A 24,035-nucleotide genomic window follows, 5' to 3' on the forward strand; every position below is an offset into this window, starting at 1 on the left:
TGGAAAAGCTCGGCGGAATGGACAGATCAGGTTCCCGGTTCCTGGTCGCGCTGGATGCGCCGCAGGATTTCCGCGAACAGCAGAAAGACTCCCCCGATGATGCCTGCCATGGCCGGTCCGCCCCACAGTTCGAATGCGTCGTCGAGCATCACGTTGGCCGGGTTCGAGGGCTGGGCATAGACCTGCACGCTCTCGCCGGCCTCGTAGCGCGGCGTTCCGCTACTGCTCGAGGTGGTGAAGTCGATCAGCGCGCCCGACGGTGCCCTGAAACGCACCAGCGGCCGCCAGGTGCCGTCGGTATTGTTCTTGTTGCTGCTGCGCACGTGCTGGAGTTCCACCACCTGGCCCTGGACGCGGTCGGCGGAGGCAATGAAGCTCAGCTTGCCGAAGGCCAGGTAGCCGCACAGCCCGAGCAGGGCGACGCCGATGAGCGCGAAAAGGTACTTGGCGAATGTCTCGAACTTCATGGGTCTGCCGGCTGGAGGAATCGCTGCATCGTCGCAAATGCCGGGCGTCGTTCATTCGCGACAAGGCGATTCAGGAGTAACTATATGTATGGTTAAATCCTGCGAACAATCGTTAGAAGACGAGGGATTCCCATGAAGTTCCTGCTGAGCATTGCGGCCGCCGCTGTCGCACTGGCTGGTTGTGCCAGCCAGCCGATGACGCCGACCGAACCCGGAACGGGGACCGGTCTCTCTTATGTGCCGATGGTCGCCATGGAAGGCGTGGACAAGGCGCGCTACGCGAGCGACGTCAGCGCCTGTCGCGAGGCAGCCACGCGCATCATCGCGCGCAGCGACGCCAACACCGATCTGATGTGGGCCGCCGTGGGTGTGGGGCTGGTCACCTGGTACAGCCAGGGCATGGCGACAGGCTTCGCGGTGGCCGGCATCGGCACCTCGGCCGTCGACTACGCGGGGCAGCCCTCGGCCACGCTGATCGCCGAGCACCAGCAGATCGCGATCGTGCACTGCATGGCCAAGCGCGGCTATCGCAATCTCGATCCCAACGTACGCGACTCTTTCTACGGCAACACCTTCGACCCGGCCATCGTCTACAAGCCGCGCCGTACCGGTGTCGACACCTACAACGTCGAGAAGCTGGCCAAGGCCGGGCGCTGCAACCTGCAGCCGCGCGCCGAACTCACTGCCAAGGGCCCGGGCTATGAAACCTACAACGTGCCGTGCGACAACGGTGCCACCTGGGCGGTGCGATGCGAGTTCGGCAAGTGCCGCGTGCTGGCCCAGGCGCTCATTCGCCGCTCCTGAGCCATCGGGTCAGCGGCGCTCAGCGCCAGACGTAGTGGCCGCGCACGAAGCGGCCATGCTCGCGGTGCGCAGGCACCCAGACCTTGTGCGGACGGTGATGCGGCCGGTCATAGCCAGGCCCGTGGCGCGGCGGCATGGGCTGGGCCATGGCGGCGGTGGAGGCAAGCATGCAGGCTGCAAGTGCGAAGAGTATTTTTTTCATGTTGGAGTCCTTCTTTGGGTTGCACCTGAATTGGTACGCGGCCCAGCTTAGTGGGCCGCTCGGCGCGGCTCCGTAGGCGAAGTCGCACTTTACAAGCGGGACACCAAGGAAGGGCCGCACGCCTTATTTGATGATCATGCCCTTGAGCGCCGGGTCCGGCGGCGGCGGCTTGAGCTTCATCTGCCGCATCGTCTTCACCAGCAGTTGGGCGACCATCACGTTGCGGTGGCGCTTGCTGTTGGCGGGTATCACGTGCCAGGGGGCATGCTCGGTCGAGGTGGCGCCCAGGGCGCTCTGGTAGGCCTGCTGGTAGGCGTTCCACTTGGTGCGCACCCGCAGGTCGTCCATGCTGAACTTCCATTGCTTGCCGGGCGTGTCGATGCGCGCCTGCAGGCGCTCGCGCTGCTCGTCCTTGTCGATGTGCAGCATGCACTTGATGACGACCGTGCCGGTCTCCGTGAGCAGCCGCTCGAAGTCGTTGATCTGCGCGTAGCGGCGCTTGGCTTCCGCCTTGTCGATCCAGCCTTCGACCACCGGAACGAGCACGTCTTCGTAGTGGCTGCGGTTCCACACCATGATCTCGCCGGTGCGCGGCACTGCTGCATGGCAGCGCCAGAGGTAGTCGTGCGCGCGCTCCTCGTCGTTGGGCGCCTTGAAGGCCGTCACGCGCACGCCCAGCGGCGAGGTCCGCGAGAACACCCAGCGCACCGTGCCGTCCTTGCCGCTGGTGTCCATGCCCTGCAGCACCACCAGCAGCTTGCGCCGGCCCTCGGCGTGCAGCAGGTCCTGCAGTTCGTCGAGCTCGACGGCGAGCGCGTCGACTTCCGCGCGCTGCGAGGCTTCGTCACCTTCGCAGAAGGGCGTGTCGTCGGGGTCGATGTGCGATAGCTTGAACTTGTCGCCGACGCGGTATTTCTTGAAGCTGGCCATGCAACGGGACTCCTCGAAGAAAGAAAGCCCACAGCGTAAGCGATCAGCGTTCCGTGTCGTCCGCGTCGATCGATGCGCTCCAGCGGCTGTCCCATTCGGCGTGCCGCACCGCGCCGTCGAGTTCGCGCCGGTCGCGCTTGGTGGGGCGGCCCTGTTCGATGGCCAGGGCCGGCTCGCTGCCCATGCGGCGCAGTTCTCGGAAGGCGGCCTGGGCGGCGATGCTCTCGGGCGTTTCCTCGTAGAGCTGCTGCGCCACCGGCGCCGGCCCGCGCTGCCCGCTGAGGCCGCGCACCGTGACCGTTCGCGTGAGCGTGCCCAGCCGCATGGCGACCGTGTCACCGGCCTTCACCTCGCGCGAGGCCTTGGCGACGTCGCCGTTCACCTGCACGCGGTTCTTGCCGATTTCCTCCGCGGCCAGCGAGCGCGTCTTGAAGAAGCGTGCGGCCCAGAGCCATTTGTCGATGCGCAGACGTTCCATGGATATCAGGAGTGAATATCAGGAATTGTGCCGCCACAGCGGCAGGTGCACGACCGCATCCAGCCCGACCACGCGTGCGGCGCCGTCCGACGTGGCGGGCGCGACACGGTTGTCGAGCGCGATGCGACCGTCCAGCGCCAGCACGATCTCGCGGCAGATCGCCAGCCCCAGCCCCGAGCCGCTCGACGCGCTGCCCGCCGAAAACGGAGCGAACAGCCGCTGGCGCAGCTCCGGCGAGATGCCCGGGCCTTCGTCGCGCACGGTGAGCACGGCCTCGTCGGCCTGCGCACGCACCGAGACCAGCAGCGCCGCGCCAGCCGGGCTCAGCTTGATGGCGTTGTGCAGCAGGTTGCGCGTGAGCTCCTGCAGCATCCACTGGTGGGCCCGCACCACCACCGGCGCGTCGATGGCCAGCTCGAAGTCGAGTGCCTTGTCGGCCACCAGCGGCGACAGGTCGAGCGCGATCTGCCGCACGATGGCGCCCAGGTCGAGCGCCACCGATTCCGGCTGCTGGCGCAATTGCTCGACCTTGGCGAGCGACAGCATCTGGTTGGCCAGCGTGGTGGCGCGCTCCACGGTCTGGCTGATTTCACCGAGCGCCTGCTCCGGTGCCACGTCGCCGCGCCGCGCCGATTGCACCTGCGCCTTGAGCACCGCCAGCGGCGTGCGCAACTGGTGCGCGCTGTCGCGCACGAAGCGCTTCTGATGGTCCAGCAGCCGCTGCAGGCGGCCCATGACTTCGGTGGTGGCGTCGATCAGCGGGCGCAGTTCGCGCGGGGCGTCGGGCGCGTCGATGGGCGAGAGGTCGTCGGCCGCGCGTTTCTCGATGGCTTCGCCCAGCTCGCGCACCGGGCGCGTGGCGCGTTGCACCACGAACAGCGTCGCCAGCGCGATCACGCCCATCAGCAGGAACTGCCGCCACAGCGTGTCGACCAGCAGCTTGCGCGCCAGCGTCTCGCGGATCTCCAGCGTCTCGGCCACCTGAACCACCGCCATGCCGCGGCCACGCGCGCTGGCCACCGGCTGCAGCAGCACCGCCACGCGCACCGGCTGGTTGCGGAACTGGGCGTCGTAGAAATCGACCAGCGCCGCGTAGGCGCTGCGGTCCGGAATGCGCCCGCGCCAGAACGGCAGCTCGGCAAAGCCCGAGATCATCTCGCCGTCGAGCGCCGACACGCGGTAGAAGAGCCGGCTGCGGTTGTCGGCCTCGAAGGCCTCGAGCGCGGAGTAGGGCACGATCGCGCGCAGCCGCGCCATCTGGTCGTAGCCTTCCACGTCGAGCTGCTCGCCGATGGTCTTGGCGGACGCCAGCAGCGTGCGGTCGTAGGCGGTGGTGGCGGCAGCCAGGCTCTGGCGGTACAGGCTCACGCTGTTGATCACGATGAACACGGCGATCGGCGCGAGGATGCCGAGCAGCAGCCGCGCGCGAAGCGAGGAAATGTGCCTCATGCTTCCGGTCGCAAGAGGTAGCCCAGCCCGCGCATCGTCATGAGCACGGCGCCGGTGCCCACCAGCTTCTTGCGCAGGCGGTAGACCACCACCTCGATGGCCTCGTACTGCACCTCGGTCTCGCCGGGGAACACCAGCTCGAACAGGCGCTCCTTGGTGACGGCGTGGCCCGGTTTCATCATCAGCGCCTTCAGCAGCGCCAGTTCGCGCGGGGTCAGTTCGAGCAGATCCGCGCGGTTGTAGATGGCGCCGTTCGCGGGCTCGAAGCGCAGCCCGCCGATCTGCTGGGGGTTCAGCCCCATGTCGGTCATCACGCCATGGCTGCGGCGGCGCAGCGCACGGATGCGCGCTTCCAGTTCGTCGAGGTCGAAGGGCTTGGGCAGGTAGTCGTCCGCGCCGGCATTCAGGCCCATGATGCGGTCGCCGACGGTGCCGCGCGCCGTCAGCAGCAGGACCGGCGTGCGCAGCCCCTCGGCCCGGGCCTGGGCCAGCACCTGCAGGCCGTCGAGGTTGGGCAGGCTCAGGTCGAGCGCCACCACGTCGGGCTCCAGGGCGCGCCACATGGCGACGGCCTCGGCGCCGTCGCCGCAGACGCGCACGTCGATCCGCTGGCGCCCGAGGGTGCGCTGCAGGGTGATTTGCATCGAGGGGTCGTCTTCGACCAGCAGCAGCTTCATACGGGCACGGATTGGTGGGAATTCGGTGTTTTCCCCAGTTTGTCGGACAGCCAACTGACAGCGGGGCGGCGCATGATACTCAGCTTCAAGTCAGCTTCCTTTCAAGTTACTTTCAGCACCAGGAGACAACAATGCGTCGCGACACCTTTCTGAAGTCATTGGCCGCGCTGGCCGCCGCCGGTGCCCTGCCACTGTCCGCCCGGGCCGCGGCCAACGTCAAGATGATGATCCCGGCCAACCCCGGCGGCGGCTGGGACACCACCGGCCGCGCCCTGGGCAAGGCGCTGACCGACGCCAAGGTGGCCGACACCGTCACCTATGACAACAAGGGCGGTGCCGCCGGCGCGCTGGGCCTGGCCCAGTTCGTGAACGGTTCCAAGGGCGACGCCAACGCGCTGATGGTCATGGGCTCGGTCATGCTGGGCGGCATCATCACCGGCAAGCCGCCGGTCAACCTGTCGCAGGCCACGCCCATCGCGCGCCTGACCACCGAATACAACGTGTTCGTGCTGCCGTCGAACTCGCCGTTCAAGACCATGAAGGACGTGGTCGAGCAGCTCAAGAAGGACCCGGGCAGCGTCAAGTGGGGCGGCGGTTCGCGCGGCTCCACCGAGCACATCGCCGCCGCCATGATCGCGCAGAAGGTCGGTGCCGACCCCTCGAAGATCAACTACGTGGCCTTCCGCGGAGGCGGCGAGGCCACCGCGGCCGTGCTGGGCGGCAACGTCACCATCGGCGGCAGCGGCTACAGCGAGTTCGCCGAATACATCGCGGCCGGCAAGATGAAGGCCATTGCCGTCACCTCGGCCCAGCGCCTGCCGGGCATCGACGTGCCCACGCTGAAAGAACAGGGCATCGACGTGGAAATCGGCAACTGGCGCGGCGTGTACGGCGCGCCCGGCATCTCCGCCGAGCAGCGCAAGGCGCTGACCGACATGGTGCTGGCCGCCATGAAGAGCGCGTCCTGGGCCGAATCGCTCAAGAAGAACGACTGGACGCCCGCCGTGCTGTCGGGCGAAGCCTTCACGAAGTTCGTCGACGACGACTTCGCGAGCCTGCGCGCGATCATGACCAAGTCCGGCATGGTCTGACCCCCGGCGCGCACCACTGGCCCGCCCCACGGCGCGCTGTCCTCGAAAGAGTCGACAGCGTGCCGTTTTCAAATCCAGCTCCACCCCGGGAGAAAAAATGACAACTCCAGACTCCTCGGCCCCGCCGCAATCCGCGGCCACGTGGCCGCAAACCCTGGTCGGCGCCGGCGTGCTGCTGACCGGCCTCGCGCTGGCGTTCGGCGCGATCGGCATTTCCTCCGAAGCCGGCTACGGCGGCGTCGGCCCCAACTTCCTGCCCTGGCTGGTGTCGGTGGTGCTGGTGCTTTGCGGCGCCTGGATCGTGTGGGAGGCGCGCACCGGCGGCTTCCGCGAACTCGATGCGCCCTCGGGTGCCGAGCACGCCTACTGGCCGGGCTTCATCTGGGTGTCGGCGGGGCTGCTGCTCAACGCCGCGCTCATCACCACGCTCGGCTTCATCATCAGCTGCACGCTGTGCTACGTGCTGGCGGTGCAGGGTCTGCGCCGCGCGAGCGGGCAGGGCGGCGTGAATTCGCCGCGCACCTGGGCGACCGACCTGCTGGCCGGCGTGCTCATCTCGGCGCCGGTGTTCTGGACCTTCACGCAATTCCTGGCCATCAACCTGCCCGGCCTCACTTCGACTGGCTGGCTCTGACATGGACATCTTCAACGCACTCATGGCGGGCTTCGCCGCGGCGATCACTCCCGTCAATCTGCTCTGGTGCCTGGTCGGCTGCGCCCTTGGCACGGCCGTGGGCGTGCTTCCCGGCATCGGCCCGGCGGTGGCGGTGGCCATGCTGCTGCCCATCACCGGCAAGGTCGACGTCACGGCCTCGATGATCTTCTTCTCGGGCATCTACTACGGCGCCATGTACGGCGGCTCGACCACGTCCATCCTGCTCAACACGCCCGGCGAAACCGCCAGCATGGTGACCGCGATGGAGGGCAACAAGATGGCCAAGAGCGGCAGGGCGGGCGCGGCGCTCGCCACCGCCGCCATCGGCTCCTTCGTGGCCGGCACCATCGCCACGGTGATCGTCACGCTGTTCGCGCCGTTCGTGGCCGAATTCGCGGTCAAGCTCGGCCCGCCCGAATACTTCATGCTGATGCTGCTGGCCTTCACCACGGTGAGCGCGGTGCTCGGCAAGAGCACGCTGCGCGGCATGACGGCGCTGTTCGTCGGCCTGGCCGCGGGCTGCGTCGGGCTCGACCAGATCTCGGGCCAGGGCCGCTACACCGGCGGCGTGCCCGAACTGCTCGACGGCATCGAGATCGTGCTGGTGGCCGTCGGCCTGTTCGCCGTGGCCGAGGTGCTCTACGCCGTGCTGTACGAAGGCAAGGTGGTCGAGGGCCAGAACAAGCTGAGCCGGGTGCACATGAGCAAGCGCGACTGGAAGCGCTCGATTCCCGCGTGGCTGCGCGGCACCGCCATCGGCACGCCTTTCGGCTGCATTCCCGCCGGCGGCACCGAGATCCCGACCTTCCTGAGCTACGCGACCGAAAAGAAGCTGGCCAAGGACGCGGACGCCAAGGCCGAGTTCGGCACCAAGGGCGCCATCGAAGGCGTGGCCGGCCCCGAGGCCGCCAACAACGCCACGGTGACCGCCGCGCTGATTCCGCTGCTCACGCTGGGCATTCCCACCTCCAACACCACCGCCATCCTGCTGGGCGCGTTCCAGAACTACGGCATCCAGCCGGGCCCGCAGCTGTTCACCACCTCGGCCGCGCTGGTGTGGGCGCTGATCGCGTCGCTGTACATCGGCAACGTGATGCTGCTGGTGCTGAACCTGCCGATGGTCGGCCTGTGGGTCAAGCTGCTGAAGATTCCGAAGCCCCAGCTCTACGCCGGCATCCTGATCTTCGCCACCGTGGGTGCCTACGGCATGCGCCAGAGCGCGTTCGACCTGTTCCTGCTCTACGGCATCGGCCTCTTGGGCGTGCTGATGCGGCGCTTCGACTTCCCGACCGCGCCGGTGGTGGTCGGCATGATCCTCGGCCCGCTCGCCGAAGCGCAGCTACGCAACGCGATGTCGATGGGCGAGGGCAGCGCGATGGTGTTCCTGCAGCGCCCGATGTCGCTGACGCTGATCGTCATCGTGCTGGCCGTGCTGGTGCTGCCGCGGCTTGCCAAGCGCATGAGCGAACGCAAGCTGAAGCGGCTGGCGCAATTGGACGCCTGACGCTCTTCGGAGCCCGCTTCAGGGCGGGCCAGCCAAATAAAGAAGCCGCGGCATTTGCCGCGGCTTCTTTCATTTCTGCCTGTGCGTTCTACCGTCCCGCTGCGGGCGTCTCGACCAGGTCGTCGTCGATATGCGGATCCGCGGGCTGCCCGCGCAGCCTGCGCACCGTGCGGCGGATCCAGTGCTCGATGTCGTCCACGTAGGTGAACACCGCCGGCACCACCAGCAGGCTCAGCACGGTCGAGGTGATCAGCCCGCCGATCACCGCCATCGCCATCGGCGAGCGGAAGCTCGAGTCCGCCGCGCCGAAGCCGACCGCGATCGGCAGCATGCCGGCGCCCATGGCGAGCGTGGTCATGATGATGGGCCGCGCGCGCTTGTGGCAGGCGTCGCGCAGCGCGTCCCAGCGGCTCATGCCGTGGTCGCGGCGCGCCACGATGGCGTATTCGACCAGCAGGATCGAGTTCTTGGTCGCGATGCCCATCAGCATGATGAGACCGATCAGCGAAGGCATCGACAGCGCCTTCTGCCCGATCAGCAGCCCCACGAAGGCCCCGCCCAGCGCCAGCGGCAGCGCGCACAGGATGGTCACCGGGTGCAGGAAGTCCTTGAACAGAAGCACCAGCACTATGTAGATGCACAGCACCCCCGTCAGCATCGCCAGGCCGAAGCTCGCGAACAGCTCGGTCATGACCTCGGCGTCGCCGACTTCTGCAATGCGCACGCCCGGCGGCAGCTTCTGGATCGACGGCAGCTTCTGCACCGCGGCCTTCGCGTCGCCCAGGCCCACGCCCGACAGTTCGATCTCGAAGTTCACGTTGCGCGAGCGGTCGTAGCGGTCGATGACGGCCGGGCCGCCTTCCATGGTGAGCGAGGCCACCTGGTTGAGCATGACCGGGCCGCGCGTGCCGGGCACCGAGAGGCGGCCGAGCAGGTCGATGTCCTGCCGCGCGGAGTCTTCCAGCTTCACCACGATCGGCACCTGCCGCTGCGCGAGGTTGAGCTTGGCGAGCGACTGGTCGTAGTCGCCCAGCGTGGCCACGCGCAGGGTCTCGGCGATGGCGGAACTGGTCACGCCCAGGTCGGCGGCGCGCGCGAAATCGGGGCGCACCGCGATCTCGGGGCGCACCAGGCTCGCGGTGGAGGTGATGTTGCCCAGGCCGGGAACGGTGCGCAGGTCTTTCTCGACCGCGCTCGCCGCGCTGGCCAGGGCCACCGGGTCTTCGCCGGTCAGTGCCAGGATGTATTTCTCGCCCGAGCCGCCCAGGCCCACCGTGCTGCGCACGCCGGGCAGCGTTTCGAGCGCGGTGCGTATCTGGTTCTCGATGACCTGCTTGCGCGGCCGGTCGCCGCGCGGGTCGAGCTTGATGGTGAGCGTGGCCTTGCGCGTCTCGGGCGTGCCGAAGCTGGCGAACGGGTCGCCGCCCGCGCTGCCGCCGGCCACCGTGGTGTAGACGCTCTTCACGTGCGCGATCTGCATCACGCGGCGGCGGGTTTCCTCCGCCGCGGCGGTGGTCTGCGCCAGCGTGGAGCCCGGCGCGAGCGACAGGTAGACCTGCGTCTGCGAGTTGTCGTCCGGCGGAATGAAGCCGGTCTTCAGCAGCGGGATCATCGCCAGCGAACCGAAGAAGAAGAGGGTGGCCAGCACCATCGTCTTGAAGCGGTTGTGCGTGCTCCACTCCACGGCGCGCATGTACCAGCGCAGCCAGCCCGGTTCCTTCTCGGCCGTGACCACGGGCTTGAGCATGTAGGCCGCCATCATCGGCGTGAGCACCCGCGCCACCACCAGCGAAGCGAACACCGCGAGCGCCGCGGTCCAGCCGAACTGCTTGAAGAACTTGCCCGCAACACCGCTCATGAAGGCCGTGGGCAGGAACACCGCGATCAGCGTGAAGGTGGTGGCGATCACCGCCAGGCCGATCTCGTCGGCAGCCTCCATGGCCGCCTGGTAGGGCGTCTTGCCCATGCGCAGGTGGCGCACGATGTTCTCGACTTCCACGATGGCGTCGTCCACCAATATGCCCACCACCAGCGACAGCGCCAGCAACGAGATCACGTTGACGGAGAAGCCCAGCAGGTGCATGCCGATGAACGCCGGGATCACCGACATCGGCAGCGCCACGGCCGACACGAAAGTGGCGCGCCAGTCGCGCAGGAACAGCCACACCACGACCACCGCCAGGATCGCGCCTTCGTACAGCAGGTGCAGCGAACCGTTGTATTCCTCTTCCACCGGGTCGACGAAGTTGAAGGCCTCGGTCAGCTCGATGTCGGGGCGCTGCGCGCGCATGTCGGCCAGCGCCTTCTGCACCGCGCGGCCCACTTCCACTTCACTGGCACCGCGGCTGCGAGCCACTTCGAAGCCCACCACCGGCTTGCCGTTGAGCAGCGCGGCCGCGCGCGGCTCGGCGATGGTGTCGCTGATGCGCGCCACCTGGTCGAGCCGGATGCGGCGGCCGTCGGTCAGCACGATCTGCATGTCGGCGAGCTGGTCGGCCGACTTCACGGTGGCCAGGGTGCGCACCGGCTGTTCGCTGCCGCCCAGGTCGAAGCGGCCGCCCGCGCTCTCGGTCTGCACCTGGCGCAACTGGCGCGAGATGTCGCCCGCCGAGGCGCCGAGCGCCTGCAGCTTGACCGGGTCGAGGTCCACGTGCACCTGGCGCGTGGCGCCGCCCACGCGGTTCACCGCGCCCACGCCCGGCAGCGCCAGCAGACGCTTGGTGACGTCGTTGTCCACGTACCAGCTCAGCGCCTCGTTGTCCATTTGCGAGGACGCGATGGTGAAGGCCAGCACCGGCTGGCCCGCCAGGTCGAGTTTGGTGACGACCGGGTCGCGCACGTCGGCCGGCAGGTCGGCGCGCACGCGCTGCACGGCGGAGCGCACGTCGTCCACGGCTTCCTGCACGGGCTTTTCGAGGCGGAACTCGACGATCAGCGTGGCGGCGCCGTCCTGCACCTTGGTGGTGATGTGCTTCAGGCCCTGCACCGTGGCGATGGAGTTCTCGAGCTTGCGCGCGACGTCGGTTTCCAGCTGCGAAGGCGCGGCGCCGGGCAGCGATGCCGAGACCGTCACGGTCGGCAGGTCGATGTCCGGAAAGTTCTGCACCTTCATCGCGTTGAACGACAGCAACCCACCGAAGGTGAGCAGCACGAACAGCATCACCGCCGGAATCGGGTTGCGTATGGACCAGGCGGAAACATTCATGGGCGAATCCTTTGTTTCTGCTTACTTGGCTGCGGCGGGGGCGGCTGCGGCAGGGGCGGCTGGCGCGGGCGCGTCGACCACGCGCACCAGGTCGCCGTCGTTGAGGAAGCCGGCGCCCTGCACCACCACCTTCGCGCCTTCGGGCAGTGCGCTGGTGATCTCGATGCGGTCGTTCAGGCGGCGGGCGATCTGCACCTTCAGCTGCGCCACGTGGTTGTCGGGCTTGAGAAGGAAGACGTTGTTGAAGCCGTCGCGCGGCACGATGGCGCTCTGCGGCACCGTGGGCGCCGAGCTGCGGCCGAGTTCGAAGTCGCCGCGCGCGAACATGCCGGCCTTGATGCCGGTGTTCTGCTGCACATTGGGCAGGTCGACGTACACCAGCGCCGCGCGCGTCTGCGGATCGACCGTGGGCGCGATGCTGCGCACCTTGCCGCGCACCTGCGCGCCGCTGGCACTGACCACGAAGGCGGTGGTGCCCACCGAGATGCGGCTCAGCTCGGCCGAGGTGACTTCGGCGCGCCATTCGAGCCGGCCCTGGCGGATCAGCTTGAAGAGCTCGGTGCCGGCCGCCACCACGCTGCCGACCGTGGCGGTGCGCGACGAGATCACGCCGTCGTCGGGCGCCAGCACCTGCGTGTTGCGCCCGCGCACTTCCTGCGCGGCCAGCACGGCTTCGGCCGCTTCGACTCGCGCCTTGGCCGTCTGCTCGGTGGTCTGGTATTGGTTGATCTGCTGCTGGCTCAGCGCGCCGGTGGCCTGCAGCGTGCGGGCGCGGGCTGCGTTGCCGGCGGCGTCGGCGGCGGTGGCGCGGGCTTCGGCCAGCGAGGCGCGCGACTGCGCGATGTCGGCGCGCACCGTCTCGGGCGAGAACACGGCCAGCACCTGGCCCTTCTTGACCACGTCGCCCACGTTCACCCGCACTTCGGCGAGCTTGAGCCCGTTCGACTCGGAGCCGACCACGGCCTCCTGCCAGGCCGCCACGTTGCCGTTGGCCGGAAGCGTGAGCGTGAGTTCGGTGGCCTCGGGCGCGGCGACGGTGACGGTCAGCGCGGGCTTGGGGGCGGGGCCGGCGGCGGCGGCCTTGTCGGCCGGCTTGCGCGTCATGAACACGGCCGCCGCGATGACGACGGCCAGCACGATCAGCACGGTGACGAGGGTGGAACGCTTCATTGTTTTCATGGCGACGTCGCGACCTTGGCGGCCGGGGTGGTGTTCATTGAGGATGTTTCGGACGACTCGGAAGGCTGACCGGGCCGGCTCCAGCCGCCGCCCATCGAGCGGTACAGCGCGACCCAGGCCTCGGTGCGCTCGCGCTGCAGCGACACGCGCGCGGTCTGCGCCGCGAACAGCGTGCGGCGCGAGTCTTCCAGTTCGAACAGGCTGGCCAGGCCGCTGCTGTAGCGCGCCTGGGTGGCGTCGAAGGAGGCCTGGTAGTTCTTCACCGCGGTGTCGGCGTCGGTCGCGCGGCCGTTGGTGGCGTCGAGGTTGACCAGCGCTTCTTCCACCTCGCGCACGGCCTGCCGCACGTTGGCGCGGTAGATCGACACCGCCTCGGCGTAGCGCGCCTTGGCCGCGTCGGCGTTGGCCTTGCGCGAGCCGCCGTCCAGCAGCGGCACGCTCAGCGACACGGGGCCCACGGTCCAGTTCTCGAGCGACTGCTGCAGGCCGCCGACGCGGTACTGCGTGCGGCCGATGGAGCCCGAGATGCTGAGCTTGGGATAGCGCTCGGCCTCGGCCGAGCCGACGTCGGCGCTGGCCGATGCCACGCCGAGTTCCGCCGAATACACATCGGGCCGCTGCGAAATGGCTTGCGCCGGCACGCTGGCGATGCTGCCCACCTCGGGCAGCGCGCGCTGCGCGGGGGCGGCCGCGAGCTTCTGCTCGAGCGTGCCCTCGTCGATGCCGCTGAGCGCGACCAGCGCCTTGCGCTGCACCGCGCACTGGGCGCGCTGCTGGGTCAGGCGGCCGGAGGCGTCGGCCGCGCTGGCGCGGGCCAGTGCGGCGTCGGCGGGCGCGGTGAAGCCGGCGCGCATCGACAGGTCGGTCAGGCGCGCGGTCTCGGCGCGCGAGCGGGTGTCGGACTCGGCCACGCGCAGTTGCTGCTGGCAGGCGCGCTCGGCGAAGTAGGCGTTGGCGGTTTCGGCCGCCACCGACACCCGGGCGTCGTGCCACTTGGCGTCGGCGCTGCCCAGCTTGGCCTGGGCGGCGTCGCGGTCGGCGCGCAGGCGGCCGAACAGGTCGACCTCCCACTTCGACTGTAGGCCGGCCTGCAGCGTGGTGATGGGTGTGGTTGCCCCGAGGCTGCTGCTGCTGCCACTGCCGGCGCTGGAGGCCGATCCACCTGAAGGCGCGCCGGACGCGAAGCCCGAAGTGCCCCGGCTCGCCGATGCCGTGCCGTCCAGGCTCGGCAGCAGCGCAGCGCCGGTCTGCACCCGCGTGAAGCGGGCCTCCGCCACGCGCGCCGCGGCGCTCGCGACGTTGGGGCTGGCGGCCTCGGCGGCGGCGATCAGCTCGACCAGCAGCGGATCGTCGAGCTGGCGCCACCAGTCGGCCAGCGACGCGAGCGAGCCGCCGTGGGGCAGGGGAGCGCGCCATTGCGCGGGCGTTGGCGCCTCGACCTGCGCCGGCGGGCGAGTCAGCGCGCAGCCCGACAGGCCGAGGCCGAAGCCCAGCGGCAGGCACAGGGAGGCGATCAGTCGGAGTTTTCTCATTGGGTTGGCTTTCTGTCGGCGCGGCGGCGTGCCGCCTCGGCCGCGACCAGCGCCATTGCGTAGCCGGTCAGGCGGTCGGCCCAGGTGTCGATGCCGCGCGGCGTGCGCAGCAGCGACGGACGGATGGCCTCGATGAAGTCCTGGCTCACGTAGAGCTGCATCGACAGCCCGGTGATCGCGAAGGTGAGGCGGTGGATGTCGTCGTCGGGCCGCGCCACGCCCAGGTGGCGGCAAAGCAGCTCGGCGATGGCGCGGTGCGGGCCCTTGATGTCGTGCTCGAGCTCCTTGGCCCAGCGGCTGGTGCGCTCGAGCATCTCGCGCATGTGCAGCTGGATGCATTGGCGCACGATCTCGCCCTGCTTGAGCGGATCGATCATCGACACCATGCAGATGCGCAGCGTTTCCTCCAGCGGGCGCCCCGGCACCTTGCAGGCCGCCACGAGGTCGCTGGAGTCGCCGCCCATCGGCTCGTTGAAGGTGGCCGCGTAGAGGCCTTCCTTGTCGCCGAAGTAGTAGCTGATGGCCGAGATGTTGGCGCCGGCCTCCTTGGCGATCTCGCGCGTGGAGGTCTTGGCGAAGCCCTTCTGCGCGAACAGCCGCAGCGCCGTGTGAAGCAGCCGGTGGCGTGCCTCCGCGCCGTCGCTGCGCGGTGCGCGGCGCGCGGCCTGGGTGGTGGTGGCTTTCGCGTTCATGCCCGGCATTACACCACGCAAAAAATCAAACGATTGATTAACTTAAGGTTTCATGAAGAGACTGGGTTGCACGCGAACACGAGTACCTGGTGAAGGGAAACGGCGCCCGACCTGCTGCCGATTGAGGCACGCTACGATGCCGCCATGCCAGTTTCTCCTTCTCTGCCGCCCGCCCTGCCGCTCGACGCCCAGGGAATTCTCGCGCTGGCCGCGCGCTCGATGTTTCATTTGTTTTCAAGCATCAGCCAGGGCATGTTCCTGGTCGACCGCGGCGGGCGCATCGTGTGGGTGAACGAGGGCTACCGGCGCTTCCTGCCGGCGCTGGGTTTCTCGTCCATCGACCAGTTCATGGGGCACATGGTGGAAGACGTGATCCCGAACACGCAGATGCGCCGCGTGCTTGAAACAGGCGAGCCGATACTGATCGACCTGCTCACCAACAAGGCAGGCACCTTCGTCGTCAGCCGCATTCCGCTGCGCGAAGAACGCGAGGGTGCGGACGGCGGCATGGGCGAGGTGATCGGCGCCATCGGCATCGTGCTGTTCGACCAGCCGGAGACCACGCTGCAGCCGCTCATCAGCAAGTTCGCGCTGCTGCAGCGCGACCTCGACGACGCGCGGCGCGAACTGGCCAGCCAGCGCAACAACCCGCTCTACCACCATGCGGACGGCCAGCGGCGCTCCAAGTACACCTTTGCCAGCTTCATCGGCAGCAGCCCGGCGGCGGTGGAGGTCAAGCGCCACGCGCGCCGCGCCGCGCAGTCGGCCAGCCCGGTGCTGCTGCTGGGCGAAACCGGCACAGGCAAGGAGCTGCTGGCGCATGCCATCCATGCGTCGTCCGCGCGTGCGAAGGGGCAGTTCGTCAGCGTCAACATCGCGGCCGTGCCCGACACCCTGCTCGAAGCCGAGTTCTTCGGTTTTGCGCCCGGCGCCTTCACCGGCGCCGACCGCAAGGGCCGCGAGGGCAAGTTCAAGCTGGCCGACGGCGGCAGCCTCTTCCTCGACGAAATAGGCGACATGCCGCTGGGTCTGCAGGCCAAGCTGCTGCGCGCGCTGCAGGAAGGCGAGATCGAGCCGCTGGGTTCCAACAAGCTCGTGCCCTTCGACGCCCGCGTGATCGCCGCCACCTCGCGCGACCTGCCGGAGCTGGTGCGCCGCGGCCAGTTCCGCGAAGACCTGTACTACCGCCTCAACGTGCTGCCGCTGCGCGTGCCGCCGCTGCGAGAGCGGCGCGCCGACATTCCCGCGCTGGTCGAGGCGCTGGGCGAGGACATGGCGCTGCGCAGCGGCGAGGCGCCGCCCGAACTCACGCCCGACGCGCTCGCGCTGCTGGCCGGCCAGCACTGGCGCGGCAACATCCGCGAGCTGCGCAACGTGCTGGAACAGGTGACGATGCGCAGCGACTCGCAGCGCATCGACGCCGTGCAGCTCGAACGCATCCTGCGCGAGGCGGGGCTGGAGCAGATCGAGCTGCCGGCCACCCTGCAGAGCGCGCACGACGGCGATGAAGAAGCGGCACTGCTGCGGCCGCTGGCGCAGCAGGTGGCCGAGTTGGAGCGCAAGGCGATTGCGGCCGCGCTGGCATCCACCGGCGGCAACAAGCTGGCAACGGCGCGGCTGCTCGGGATTTCGCGCGCCACGCTGTATGAGCGCATGACGAACCAGTAAGTAGCGGCCGCCGACGGCGGCCGGATTTCGATCGACAAGGGAGAGGATTTCCATGAAGGGTCTGTTGACACGACTGAAGGCGCTGGCCGGCTCGGGCGCTGCACCGGCTGCACCGGCCGCACCGGCCACATCCACGGCATCGCCTGCAGCAGAGCAGGGCGAAGGCGTGCTGGTCAATGCCTACTGCACGCGCGCCGACGTGCCCGCGCTCGGCTTTCCGCACACGCTGCATGCCCGCCGCGATCTTTCCGATCCGGAACTCGCGGCCCATCTTTCGGGCTTCGTGGGCTATGTGCTGAGCAGGGGCAACGGCGAGATGTCGCGCAACCGCTATCACGCGATGCGGCACATCCAGCGGGTACGCCAGCACCTGATTCTCTCCATCGACGAGTCGCAGCTCGACGCGTTTTCCGAATGGGCGGAGCGTGCGAACGCCATCGTGTTCCTGCCCGATGGCGGCATCCGCGACCCCAACGGGCGGGTGTTGCTGTCGGCGGCCGGCGAGGAGCCCGACCGGGAAGCCGCGGTTCCCTATCCCGCCGAGGCGTGGCAGCGAAAGGCGCGCACCGAGGCGCTGCTCGCGTCGCGCGGCATGCCGGTGCCGCAGCACCTGCCGCCTCTTGTTTCGGAGCCCGAGTTGCGCCCGCGCACCCCGCAGGAACTGGCGGGCAGGGCGTTCGCGCTGCTGGCCGTATCGGCCCGCGCCGAGTCGGTCGCGAGCGGCGAGCCGCTGCCTTTGGCCGACCTGTTCGCGCGGCTGCCGTCCGCGCAGGCGAACCTGTCGCCCGACGAGCAGGCCTTCATTGCCGATGAGGCTCCCGGCGAGTCGGCGGTGGCGCAGTTCGGCTGGCGCTTCGAGTGCCTCTTCGTGCTTGAATGGGCCTTGGGCCTGGTCGATGCGCTGCCGTTTCCCGGGGCCATCTGCGATGTGCCGCTGGCCACGCGCCTGATGCTGGATGCCGGCGACGTCGACGGCGTGATGCGGGTTGCCAAGGTGCGCACGGACAGCGAACTGCTCGATGCGCTGGATCTGCACTACCGCCTGCACTGGCTCGTGCGCCAGGCGCGCCTGAAGGAAGAGGCGGCTCCCGCGGGCGTCGACGCCGGTGTCGTGCTGGAGCGGCATCGCGCTCTGAACTGGCTGGTGCGCTTCGAAGACCACGACTGGGACGACGTCGACACGCCCACATGACGCCCGACAATTGCGCTTCCTCCTGCCATCCTCCTGTTCCTGCATTCATGAAGACATCGATCCGCTCCCTCGTGCTCGTTGCGGCATGCGCCACCGCCAGCTTTGCCAGCGCGGCGCCCGCGCCCCAGTGCGCGAGCGAAGCCGTATCCCGCGCCAGGAAGCTGCTGACCTTCCACTTCGGCGAGGACGACCGCATCCAGATCGACCCCGCCGTGAAGGAAGTGGCGCCCATCCGCAACCCCGCCAACAAAAAGCAGCAGTTCAAGGTGCTGGAGGTGTGGGGCTCGATCTACAAGGGCAGCTACCGCATGCGGCTCATCTACTACGTGTCGGGCAAGGACTGCAACTTGATGGGGCAGGAAATCCTGGAGTACGCAAGCCTGTGAGCGTCCAGGCCCTGCGTTCCACCTTCGGCCCCAATTGCCATTGGTGCGGCCTCGCGATGGACTTCAGCGAGCCCTTCGGCCGGCCTGAATCCGCCACCATCGAACACCTCGTCGACTCGACCTTCGGCGGCATGCGTTCGCCAAAGCACCGGCGGCTCGCGCATGCGGCCTGCAACCATGCGCGCAACGAGTTCCGCATGCAGGCGGAGCGCCAGTTCAGGCAGTGGATCGCCGAGCGCCAGGCCTCCGCGAAAACCCTGAACGAAAAATAGACAGTTGACTGAAAATCGAACACGCGCAATGTTCTGAATTCAGTCGAACGACGCTGCTTCCGAATGAAGAAGCGTTAGTTATCAATGGCTTAGGCAGGTGGCACGAACTGTGCAATATTCAGTCACCTTTTCCAGGAGACAAAGAATGAACCGTCGCCACCTCGTCGCCCTTGCCGCGCTCGCCACCTGCGCAGTTGCCGCTCCCGCCTGGGCCCAGTCCAACGAAATCCGCATCGCCCACATCTACAGCAAGACGGGCGCGCTGGAAGCCTACGGCAAGCAGACGCAGACCGGCCTGATGATGGGCCTGAACTACGCCACCGAAGGCACGATGATGGTCAACGGCAAGAAGATCGTCGTCATCGAGAAGGACGACCAGGGCAAGCCCGACCTCGGCAAGTCGCTGCTGGCGGCCGCCTACTCGGACGACAAGGCCGCGCTGGCCATCGGCCCGACCGCCTCGGGCGTGGCGCTGGCCATGCTGCCGGTGGCTGAGGAATACAAGAAGATCCTGCTGGTCGAGCCCGCCGTGGCCGACTCGATCACCGGCGACAAGTGGAACAAGTACATCTTCCGCACCGGCCGCAATTCGAGCCAGGACGCGATCTCCAATGCCGTGGCGGTCGACAAGCCCGGCGTGACCGTGGCCACGCTGGCACAGGACAACGCGTTCGGCCGCGACGGCGTGAAGGCCTTCGGCTCCGCGCTCAAGAAGGCCAAGCTGGTCCATGAAGAGTACCTGCCGCCCGCCACCACCGACTTCACCGCCGGCGCGCAGCGCCTGATCGACAAGCTGAAGGACCAGCCGGGCCGCAAGATCATCTGGATCGTCTGGGCCGGCGCGGGCAACCCGTTCAAGATCGTCGACCTCGACCTGAAGCGCTACGGCATCGAGATCGCCACCGGCGGCAACATCCTGCCGGCCATGGCCGCCTACAAGGCACTGCCGGGCATGGAAGGCGCGGCGTACTACTACTTCGGCATCCCGAAGAACCCGGTGAACGACGCGATGGTGTCGGCCCACTACAAGGAATTCAAGACACCGCCGGACTTCTTCACGGCCGGCGGCTTCTCGGCCGCGATGGCGGTGGTGACGGCGCTCAAGAAGACGGGCGGCGACACCAACACCAACAAGCTCATCAGCACCATGGAAGGCATGAGCTTCGACACGCCCAAGGGCAAGATGACTTTCCGCAAGGAAGACCATCAGGCGATGCAGTCGATGTACCACTTCAAGATCAAGGTCGACCCGGCGTTCGCCTGGGGCGTGCCGGAGCTGGTGCACGAGATCAAGCCGGAAGAGATGGACATTCCCATCAAGAACAAGCGCTGACCACGGCGCCGATCGTTACCTGAACCCCGCGGCGCAAGAAAGGCGCCGCTCCCTTTTCGCCCCGGATGGCCGCCGGGCGAAGCGGTAGCCTGCGCCCGTTTTTCCTGACGGGGCGAGTGCCCGCGCGATCCACGGCCGATTCGATTCTTGAGCAAGCAAGCGTTCGACAAACCACAACAGAAGGAGACAGCGATGCCAGCGATGCGATTGAACTGGAAGGGACTTGCCGCCGCTGCGGCGATGGCGGTGGCGGCGCAGGCCGCGATGGCGGCGGTGCCGCTGCCGTCGCTCGGCGCCAACCCGGCGGAGGTGAGCGTGTCCGGCCTGTCGGCCGGCGGTTTCGCGGCGGTGCAGTTGCACGTGGCCTATTCGGCCACCTTCAAGCGCGGCGCCGGCGTGGTGGCCGGCGGGCCGTTCTATTGCGCCGAGGGTTCGGTGCTCAACGCCACCGGCCGGTGCATGACGCACGGCAGCAGCATCCCGGTGTCGTCGCTCGTGAGCACCACCAACAGCTGGGCCGCCAGCGGCGCGATCGACCCGGTGTCCAACCTGAGCGCCTCCAAGGTGTACATGTTCTCGGGCACCTCCGACAACACCGTCAAGCAGGCGGTGATGGACGACCTGAAGACCTACTACCAGAGCTTCGTGCCGGCGGCCAACATCGTCTACAAGAACAACATCGGCGCCGGCCACGCGATGGTCACCGACGACTACGGCGGCGCCTGCAGCACCACCGCGGCGCCGTACATCAACAACTGCGGCTTCGACCTGGCGGGCGAGATCCTCACGCAGATCTACGGCCCGCTGAATCCGCGCAACAACGGCACGCTGGGCGGCACCTTCACCGAGTTCAACCAGTCGGAATTCGTCACTGGCCACGGCATGGCCGCGACCGGCTGGATCTACGTGCCGCAGGCCTGCACCACCACCTCGTGCCGCGTGCACCTGGTGCTGCACGGCTGCAAGCAGAACTACTCGGACGTGAGCGACCAGTACGTGCGCAAGACCGGCTACAACCGCTGGGCCGACACCAACAACATCGTGCTGATCTATCCGCAGACCAGCACCGCGGCCACCAACAGCTGCTGGGACTGGTGGGGCTACGACAGCGCCAACTATGCGAAGAAGTCGGGCCCGCAGATGGCGGCGTTCAAGGCCATGATCGACCGCGTGACCAGCGTCGGCGGCGGCGGCAGCGGCCTGCCCGCGCCCACCGGCGTGGGTACCTCGGGCGCGACCAGCACCAGCATGGTGATCGGCTGGAACGCCGTGAGCGGCGCCAGCGGCTACAACGTGTACCGCGGCGGCAGCAAGGTCAACGCCTCGCCGGTCACCGCCACCAGCTACACCGACAGCGGCCTGGCCGCGTCGACCAGCTACAGCTGGACCGTGGCCGCGCTGAACGCGAGCAACGCCGAAGGCGCCATGTCGACGGCGGCCACCGGCGCCACCACGGCGGGCAGCGGCGGCGGCGGCACCGGCACCTGCTACACCGCGAGCAACTACACCCATACCATCGCCGGACGCGCCTATGCCCTGTACGGGCTGACCTATGCCTACGGCTCGAACCAGTCAATGGGGCTGTGGAACATCTACGCGACCACCACGCTGAAGCAGACCGGCCCCAACTACTACGTGATCGGCAGCTGCTGAGGCCGCCGTGCAATCTTTCGACTCCTGATTCGCAATGACCAAAGATGCTTGAGACCCGAGATCTGACCATCCGCTTCGGTGGGCACGTGGCCGTCAACAATGTGAGCTGCGCTTTCGCGCCGGGCACGCTGACGGCCATCGTGGGCCCCAACGGCGCGGGCAAGACCACCTACTTCAACCTGATCTCGGGCCAGCTCAAGGCGAGCGCCGGCACGGTGTCGCTCGACGGGCAGCCGCTGTCGGGCCTGTCGCCGTCCGCGCGCACGCACGCGGGGCTGGGGCGGGCCTTCCAGCTCACCAACCTGTTCCCGAACCTCACCGTGCTGGAGAACGTGCGCCTGGCGGTGCAGGCCACGCGCGAGGGCGCGCACCGGCGGGGGCTCAATCTTTGGAGCATCTGGAGCGACCACCAGGCGCTGACCGAGCGCGCCGACCAGATCCTGGCCGACGTGGCGCTGGAATCGCGCGAACACGCGACGGTGGCCAGCCTGCCGCACGGCGACCAGCGCAAGCTGGAAGTGGCATTGCTGATGGCGCTGGAGCCCAAGGTCTTCATGTTCGACGAGCCCACGGCCGGCATGAACGCGGCCGAGGCGCCCGTCATCCTCGACCTGATCCGCAAGCTCAAGCAGGACAAGACCAAGACCATCCTGCTGGTCGAACACAAGATGGACGTGGTGCGCGAACTGGCCGACCGCATCATCGTGCTGCACAACGGCACGCTGGTGGCCGACGGCGAACCGGCCGAGGTGATCGCCTCGCCGGTGGTGCAGGAGGCCTACCTGGGCGTGGCGAAGGAGGTGGCTGCATGACGCGCGTGCCGATGAATTCGAGTTTCTCCCTCCCCTCCCGGGGGAGGGCCGGGGTGGGGGCTCGCGGCCTCCACACCACCGCAGCCTTGCAGGCGCCGCTTGCCCCCATCCCGACCTTCCCCCGGAAGGGGAAGGAGCAAGACCGATGACAACTCAGAACCTGTTGAGTCTCGAAGGCGTGCACACGCACATCGGGGCGTATCACATCCTGCACGGCGTGGACCTGGCCGTGCCGCGTGGTCAGCTCACGATGCTGCTGGGCCGCAACGGCGCGGGCAAGACGACCACGCTGCGAACCATCATGGGCCTGTGGCATGCGTCGCAGGGCAGGGTGCGCTTCGGTGACAAGGAAATCACCGCCCAGCACACGCCGCAGATCGCCGGCCTGGGCATTGCCTACGTGCCCGAGAACATGGGCATCTTCTCCGACCTCACGGTGAAGGAGAACATGCTGCTGGCCGCGCGTGGCGCCAAGAACGCGCAGCAGATCGACGACACGCGCCTGAAGTGGATCTTCAAGCTCTTCCCCGCGGTCGAGAAATTCTGGAACCACCCGGCGGGCAAGCTGTCGGGCGGGCAGAAGCAGATGCTGGCCGTGTCTCGCGCCATCGTGGAGCCGCGCGAGCTGCTCATCATCGACGAACCCAGCAAGGGCCTGGCGCCCGTGATGATCAACAACATGATCGATGCCTTCGCCGAGCTCAAGCGCAGCGGCGTGACCATCCTGCTGGTCGAGCAAAACATCAACTTCGCCCAGCGCCTGGGCGACACCGTCGCGGTGATGGACAACGGCCGCGTGGTGCACGCGGGCTCCATGGCGGAGTTCTCCGCCGACGCGCAACTGCAGCAATCGCTGCTCGGACTGGCTCTATGAAACTCGACTTCGACTGGAAGCCGCTGCTGCTGGCCCCGGTGCTGGCGCTCGCCGCGCTGCCGCTGACCGGCTCCTTCTCCACCTGGCTCACGCTCACCGTGGCGGGCCTGGCCATGGGCATGATCATCTTCATCATCGCCTCGGGCCTCACGCTCGTGTTCGGCCTGATGGACGTGCTGAACTTCGGCCACGGCGTGTTCATTGCGCTGGGCGCCTTCGTGGCGAGCAGCGTGCTCGGCCTGATGGGCGACTGGACCGGTTCGGGCGAGCTGTGGCGCAACCTCGTGGCGGTGTTCCCCGCCATGCTGGTCGCGATGCTCGTGGCCGGCGCGGTGGGGCTGGCCTTCGAGCGCTTCATCGTGCGGCCTGTGTACGGCCAGCATCTGAAGCAGATCCTCATCACGATGGGCGGCATGATCATCGGCGAGGAGCTCATCAAGGTGATCTGGGGCCCGGCGCAGGTTCCGCTGCCGCTGCCCGAGGCCCTGCGCGGCTCGCTGCTGGTGGGCGATGCGGCCATCAGCAAGTACCGCCTGCTTGCGGTGGCCGTGGGCGTGGTGGTGTTCGGCGTGCTCGCTTGGACGCTGGGCCGCACCAAGATCGGCCTGCTCATCCGCGCCGGCGTGCAGGACCGCGAGATGGTCGAGTCGCTGGGCTACCGCATCGGCCGGCTGTTCGTCGGGGTGTTCGTGGTGGGCAGCGCGCTGGCCGGCTTGGGCGGCGTGATGTGGGGGCTGTTCCAGCAGAACCTGGTGCCGCAGATGGGCGCGCAGGTCAACGTGCTGATCTTCATCGTCATCATCATCGGCGGGCTGGGCTCGACGGGCGGTGCGCTCATCGGCGCGCTGCTGGTGGGGCTGATGACCAACTACATCGGCTTCCTGCTGCCCACGCTCACGCAGTTCGCGAGCATCTTCCTGATGGTCGCCGTGCTGCTGTGGCGTCCGCAGGGTGTGTACCCCGTGGCGAACCGCTGAGAA

Annotated in this window: 23 protein-coding genes; 13 read left to right on the top strand and 10 right to left on the bottom strand. The window is 68.1% G+C overall.

The features are described 5' to 3' along the window. Positions 1-26 precede the first annotated feature (26 nt). Entirely contained in the window at positions 27-467 is a 441-nt protein-coding gene (locus tag WIX39_RS15265) for a DUF3592 domain-containing protein (protein ID WP_106934819.1), read from the bottom strand. A 132-nt stretch (positions 468-599) separates the two neighbouring features. On the opposite strand from WIX39_RS15265, the gene WIX39_RS15270 reads away from it, so the two are divergent. After that, on the top strand, positions 600-1,271 hold the full coding sequence (locus WIX39_RS15270) for a hypothetical protein (RefSeq protein WP_106934818.1): 672 nt from the start codon (positions 600-602) through the stop codon (positions 1,269-1,271). Between the two features lie 19 nt (positions 1,272-1,290). On the opposite strand, the gene WIX39_RS15275 is transcribed toward WIX39_RS15270, so the two are convergent. The 5 genes from WIX39_RS15275 to WIX39_RS15295 form a co-directional block, all read right to left on the bottom strand. Beyond that, the gene (locus tag WIX39_RS15275) at positions 1,291-1,473 is read right to left on the bottom strand and encodes a hypothetical protein (protein WP_155742654.1); all 183 of its coding nucleotides are present in this window, start codon (positions 1,471-1,473) and stop codon (positions 1,291-1,293) included. Between the two features lie 123 nt (positions 1,474-1,596). Further along, positions 1,597-2,403 (bottom strand): polyphosphate kinase 2 family protein, encoded by an 807-nt coding sequence (locus WIX39_RS15280; protein WP_081270914.1) that lies wholly within the window; start codon positions 2,401-2,403, stop codon positions 1,597-1,599. A 43-nt stretch (positions 2,404-2,446) separates the two neighbouring features. Beyond that, on the bottom strand, positions 2,447-2,881 hold the full coding sequence (locus WIX39_RS15285) for an RNA-binding S4 domain-containing protein (protein WP_081270913.1): 435 nt from the start codon (positions 2,879-2,881) through the stop codon (positions 2,447-2,449). Positions 2,882-2,899: 18 nt separating this feature from the next. Beyond that, on the bottom strand, positions 2,900-4,330 hold the full coding sequence (locus WIX39_RS15290; RefSeq protein WP_081270912.1) for a sensor histidine kinase: 1,431 nt from the start codon (positions 4,328-4,330) through the stop codon (positions 2,900-2,902). Next, positions 4,327-5,007 carry a response regulator transcription factor gene (locus tag WIX39_RS15295; protein ID WP_106934817.1) on the bottom strand — a complete coding sequence of 227 codons (681 nt, stop codon included), beginning with the start codon at positions 5,005-5,007 and terminating at the stop codon, positions 4,327-4,329. The genes WIX39_RS15290 and WIX39_RS15295 overlap by 4 nt, the downstream gene beginning before the upstream one ends. A 131-nt stretch (positions 5,008-5,138) precedes the next feature. Between WIX39_RS15295 and WIX39_RS15300 the strand changes: the two genes are divergently transcribed. The 3 genes from WIX39_RS15300 (at position 5,139) to WIX39_RS15310 (ending at position 8,257) form a co-directional block, all read left to right on the top strand. Further along, positions 5,139-6,098, top strand: a complete 960-nt coding sequence (locus WIX39_RS15300; protein WP_409195322.1) for a Bug family tripartite tricarboxylate transporter substrate binding protein — start codon at positions 5,139-5,141, stop codon at positions 6,096-6,098. 97 nt (positions 6,099-6,195) lie between these two features. Beyond that, complete coding sequence (locus tag WIX39_RS15305) at positions 6,196-6,732, top strand: tripartite tricarboxylate transporter TctB family protein (protein ID WP_081270909.1); 537 nt, start codon at positions 6,196-6,198, stop codon at positions 6,730-6,732. Position 6,733: 1 nt separating this feature from the next. Next, the gene (locus WIX39_RS15310; protein ID WP_081270908.1) at positions 6,734-8,257 is read left to right on the top strand and encodes a tripartite tricarboxylate transporter permease; all 1,524 of its coding nucleotides are present in this window, start codon (positions 6,734-6,736) and stop codon (positions 8,255-8,257) included. An 88-nt stretch (positions 8,258-8,345) separates the two neighbouring features. Here WIX39_RS15310 and WIX39_RS15315 read toward each other — a convergent pair whose 3' ends face one another. Genes WIX39_RS15315 through WIX39_RS15330 form a run of 4 tightly spaced genes read right to left on the bottom strand, consistent with a single transcriptional unit; the run spans position 8,346 to position 14,865 of the window. Then, positions 8,346-11,462, bottom strand: coding sequence for an efflux RND transporter permease subunit (locus WIX39_RS15315; RefSeq protein ID WP_409195323.1), 3,117 nt, complete (start codon positions 11,460-11,462; stop codon positions 8,346-8,348). Between the two features lie 21 nt (positions 11,463-11,483). Next, positions 11,484-12,641, bottom strand: a complete 1,158-nt coding sequence (locus WIX39_RS15320) for an efflux RND transporter periplasmic adaptor subunit (RefSeq protein WP_409195324.1) — start codon at positions 12,639-12,641, stop codon at positions 11,484-11,486. Next, positions 12,638-14,173 carry an efflux transporter outer membrane subunit gene (locus tag WIX39_RS15325; RefSeq protein ID WP_409195325.1) on the bottom strand — a complete coding sequence of 512 codons (1,536 nt, stop codon included), beginning with the start codon at positions 14,171-14,173 and terminating at the stop codon, positions 12,638-12,640. Before WIX39_RS15325 ends, WIX39_RS15320 begins: the two co-directional genes overlap by 4 nt. Beyond that, positions 14,170-14,865, bottom strand: a complete 696-nt coding sequence (locus tag WIX39_RS15330; RefSeq protein WP_106937475.1) for a TetR/AcrR family transcriptional regulator — start codon at positions 14,863-14,865, stop codon at positions 14,170-14,172. Before WIX39_RS15330 ends, WIX39_RS15325 begins: the two co-directional genes overlap by 4 nt. Positions 14,866-15,009: 144 nt before the next feature. Between WIX39_RS15330 and WIX39_RS15335 the strand changes: the two genes are divergently transcribed. From WIX39_RS15335 to WIX39_RS15375, 9 genes are all read left to right on the top strand, one after another. Then, on the top strand, positions 15,010-16,533 hold the full coding sequence (locus tag WIX39_RS15335; RefSeq protein WP_081270935.1) for a sigma-54 interaction domain-containing protein: 1,524 nt from the start codon (positions 15,010-15,012) through the stop codon (positions 16,531-16,533). A gap of 52 nt (positions 16,534-16,585) precedes the next feature. Then, positions 16,586-17,725, top strand: a complete 1,140-nt coding sequence (locus tag WIX39_RS15340) for a DUF4272 domain-containing protein (protein ID WP_409195326.1) — start codon at positions 16,586-16,588, stop codon at positions 17,723-17,725. A 47-nt stretch (positions 17,726-17,772) separates the two neighbouring features. Further along, a complete protein-coding gene (locus tag WIX39_RS15345) occupies positions 17,773-18,111 on the top strand; it encodes a hypothetical protein (RefSeq protein WP_409195327.1) in 339 nt (112 codons plus the stop codon). Further along, positions 18,108-18,383: a hypothetical protein gene (locus WIX39_RS15350; RefSeq protein WP_106934809.1), complete on the top strand. Its 276-nt coding sequence runs from the start codon at positions 18,108-18,110 to the stop codon at positions 18,381-18,383. Before WIX39_RS15345 ends, WIX39_RS15350 begins: the two co-directional genes overlap by 4 nt. A 145-nt stretch (positions 18,384-18,528) precedes the next feature. Further along, positions 18,529-19,716, top strand: a complete 1,188-nt coding sequence (locus WIX39_RS15355) for a substrate-binding domain-containing protein (protein WP_081270899.1) — start codon at positions 18,529-18,531, stop codon at positions 19,714-19,716. A 192-nt stretch (positions 19,717-19,908) separates the two neighbouring features. Continuing rightward, positions 19,909-21,369: an extracellular catalytic domain type 2 short-chain-length polyhydroxyalkanoate depolymerase gene (locus WIX39_RS15360; protein WP_106934808.1), complete on the top strand. Its 1,461-nt coding sequence runs from the start codon at positions 19,909-19,911 to the stop codon at positions 21,367-21,369. 44 nt (positions 21,370-21,413) lie between these two features. Beyond that, positions 21,414-22,181, top strand: a complete 768-nt coding sequence (locus WIX39_RS15365; RefSeq protein ID WP_106934807.1) for an ABC transporter ATP-binding protein — start codon at positions 21,414-21,416, stop codon at positions 22,179-22,181. Between the two features lie 145 nt (positions 22,182-22,326). Further along, positions 22,327-23,055: an ABC transporter ATP-binding protein gene (locus WIX39_RS15370; protein WP_106934806.1), complete on the top strand. Its 729-nt coding sequence runs from the start codon at positions 22,327-22,329 to the stop codon at positions 23,053-23,055. Beyond that, complete coding sequence (locus WIX39_RS15375) at positions 23,052-24,032, top strand: branched-chain amino acid ABC transporter permease (protein ID WP_081270895.1); 981 nt, start codon at positions 23,052-23,054, stop codon at positions 24,030-24,032. Before WIX39_RS15370 ends, WIX39_RS15375 begins: the two co-directional genes overlap by 4 nt. Positions 24,033-24,035: the final 3 nt, after the last annotated feature.

The organism is Variovorax sp. AB1(2024), from assembly GCF_037482385.2.
Lineage (GTDB): Bacteria > Pseudomonadota > Gammaproteobacteria > Burkholderiales > Burkholderiaceae_C > Variovorax.

Bases quoted from the DNA above. Each gene is read 5' to 3' on its own strand.
- WIX39_RS15270 (WP_106934818.1), top strand. From the start codon at position 600: ATGAAGTTCCTGCTGAGCATTGCGGCCGCCGCTGTCGCACTGGCTGGT.
- WIX39_RS15315 (WP_409195323.1), bottom strand. From the start codon at position 11,462: ATGAATGTTTCCGCCTGGTCCATACGCAACCCGATTCCGGCGGTGATG.
- WIX39_RS15285 (WP_081270913.1), bottom strand. From the start codon at position 2,881: ATGGAACGTCTGCGCATCGACAAATGGCTCTGGGCCGCACGCTTCTTC.
- WIX39_RS15345 (WP_409195327.1), top strand. From the start codon at position 17,773: ATGAAGACATCGATCCGCTCCCTCGTGCTCGTTGCGGCATGCGCCACC.
- WIX39_RS15275 (WP_155742654.1), bottom strand. From the start codon at position 1,473: ATGAAAAAAATACTCTTCGCACTTGCAGCCTGCATGCTTGCCTCCACC.
- WIX39_RS15305 (WP_081270909.1), top strand. From the start codon at position 6,196: ATGACAACTCCAGACTCCTCGGCCCCGCCGCAATCCGCGGCCACGTGG.
- WIX39_RS15340 (WP_409195326.1), top strand. From the start codon at position 16,586: ATGAAGGGTCTGTTGACACGACTGAAGGCGCTGGCCGGCTCGGGCGCT.
- WIX39_RS15265 (WP_106934819.1), bottom strand. From the start codon at position 467: ATGAAGTTCGAGACATTCGCCAAGTACCTTTTCGCGCTCATCGGCGTC.
- WIX39_RS15370 (WP_106934806.1), top strand. From the start codon at position 22,327: ATGACAACTCAGAACCTGTTGAGTCTCGAAGGCGTGCACACGCACATC.
- WIX39_RS15375 (WP_081270895.1), top strand. From the start codon at position 23,052: ATGAAACTCGACTTCGACTGGAAGCCGCTGCTGCTGGCCCCGGTGCTG.
- WIX39_RS15365 (WP_106934807.1), top strand. From the start codon at position 21,414: ATGCTTGAGACCCGAGATCTGACCATCCGCTTCGGTGGGCACGTGGCC.
- WIX39_RS15360 (WP_106934808.1), top strand. From the start codon at position 19,909: ATGCCAGCGATGCGATTGAACTGGAAGGGACTTGCCGCCGCTGCGGCG.
- WIX39_RS15320 (WP_409195324.1), bottom strand. From the start codon at position 12,641: ATGAAAACAATGAAGCGTTCCACCCTCGTCACCGTGCTGATCGTGCTG.
- WIX39_RS15290 (WP_081270912.1), bottom strand. From the start codon at position 4,330: ATGAGGCACATTTCCTCGCTTCGCGCGCGGCTGCTGCTCGGCATCCTC.
- WIX39_RS15330 (WP_106937475.1), bottom strand. From the start codon at position 14,865: ATGAACGCGAAAGCCACCACCACCCAGGCCGCGCGCCGCGCACCGCGC.
- WIX39_RS15310 (WP_081270908.1), top strand. From the start codon at position 6,734: ATGGACATCTTCAACGCACTCATGGCGGGCTTCGCCGCGGCGATCACT.
- WIX39_RS15300 (WP_409195322.1), top strand. From the start codon at position 5,139: ATGCGTCGCGACACCTTTCTGAAGTCATTGGCCGCGCTGGCCGCCGCC.
- WIX39_RS15335 (WP_081270935.1), top strand. From the start codon at position 15,010: ATGCCAGTTTCTCCTTCTCTGCCGCCCGCCCTGCCGCTCGACGCCCAG.
- WIX39_RS15355 (WP_081270899.1), top strand. From the start codon at position 18,529: ATGAACCGTCGCCACCTCGTCGCCCTTGCCGCGCTCGCCACCTGCGCA.
- WIX39_RS15295 (WP_106934817.1), bottom strand. From the start codon at position 5,007: ATGAAGCTGCTGCTGGTCGAAGACGACCCCTCGATGCAAATCACCCTG.
- WIX39_RS15280 (WP_081270914.1), bottom strand. From the start codon at position 2,403: ATGGCCAGCTTCAAGAAATACCGCGTCGGCGACAAGTTCAAGCTATCG.
- WIX39_RS15325 (WP_409195325.1), bottom strand. From the start codon at position 14,173: ATGAGAAAACTCCGACTGATCGCCTCCCTGTGCCTGCCGCTGGGCTTC.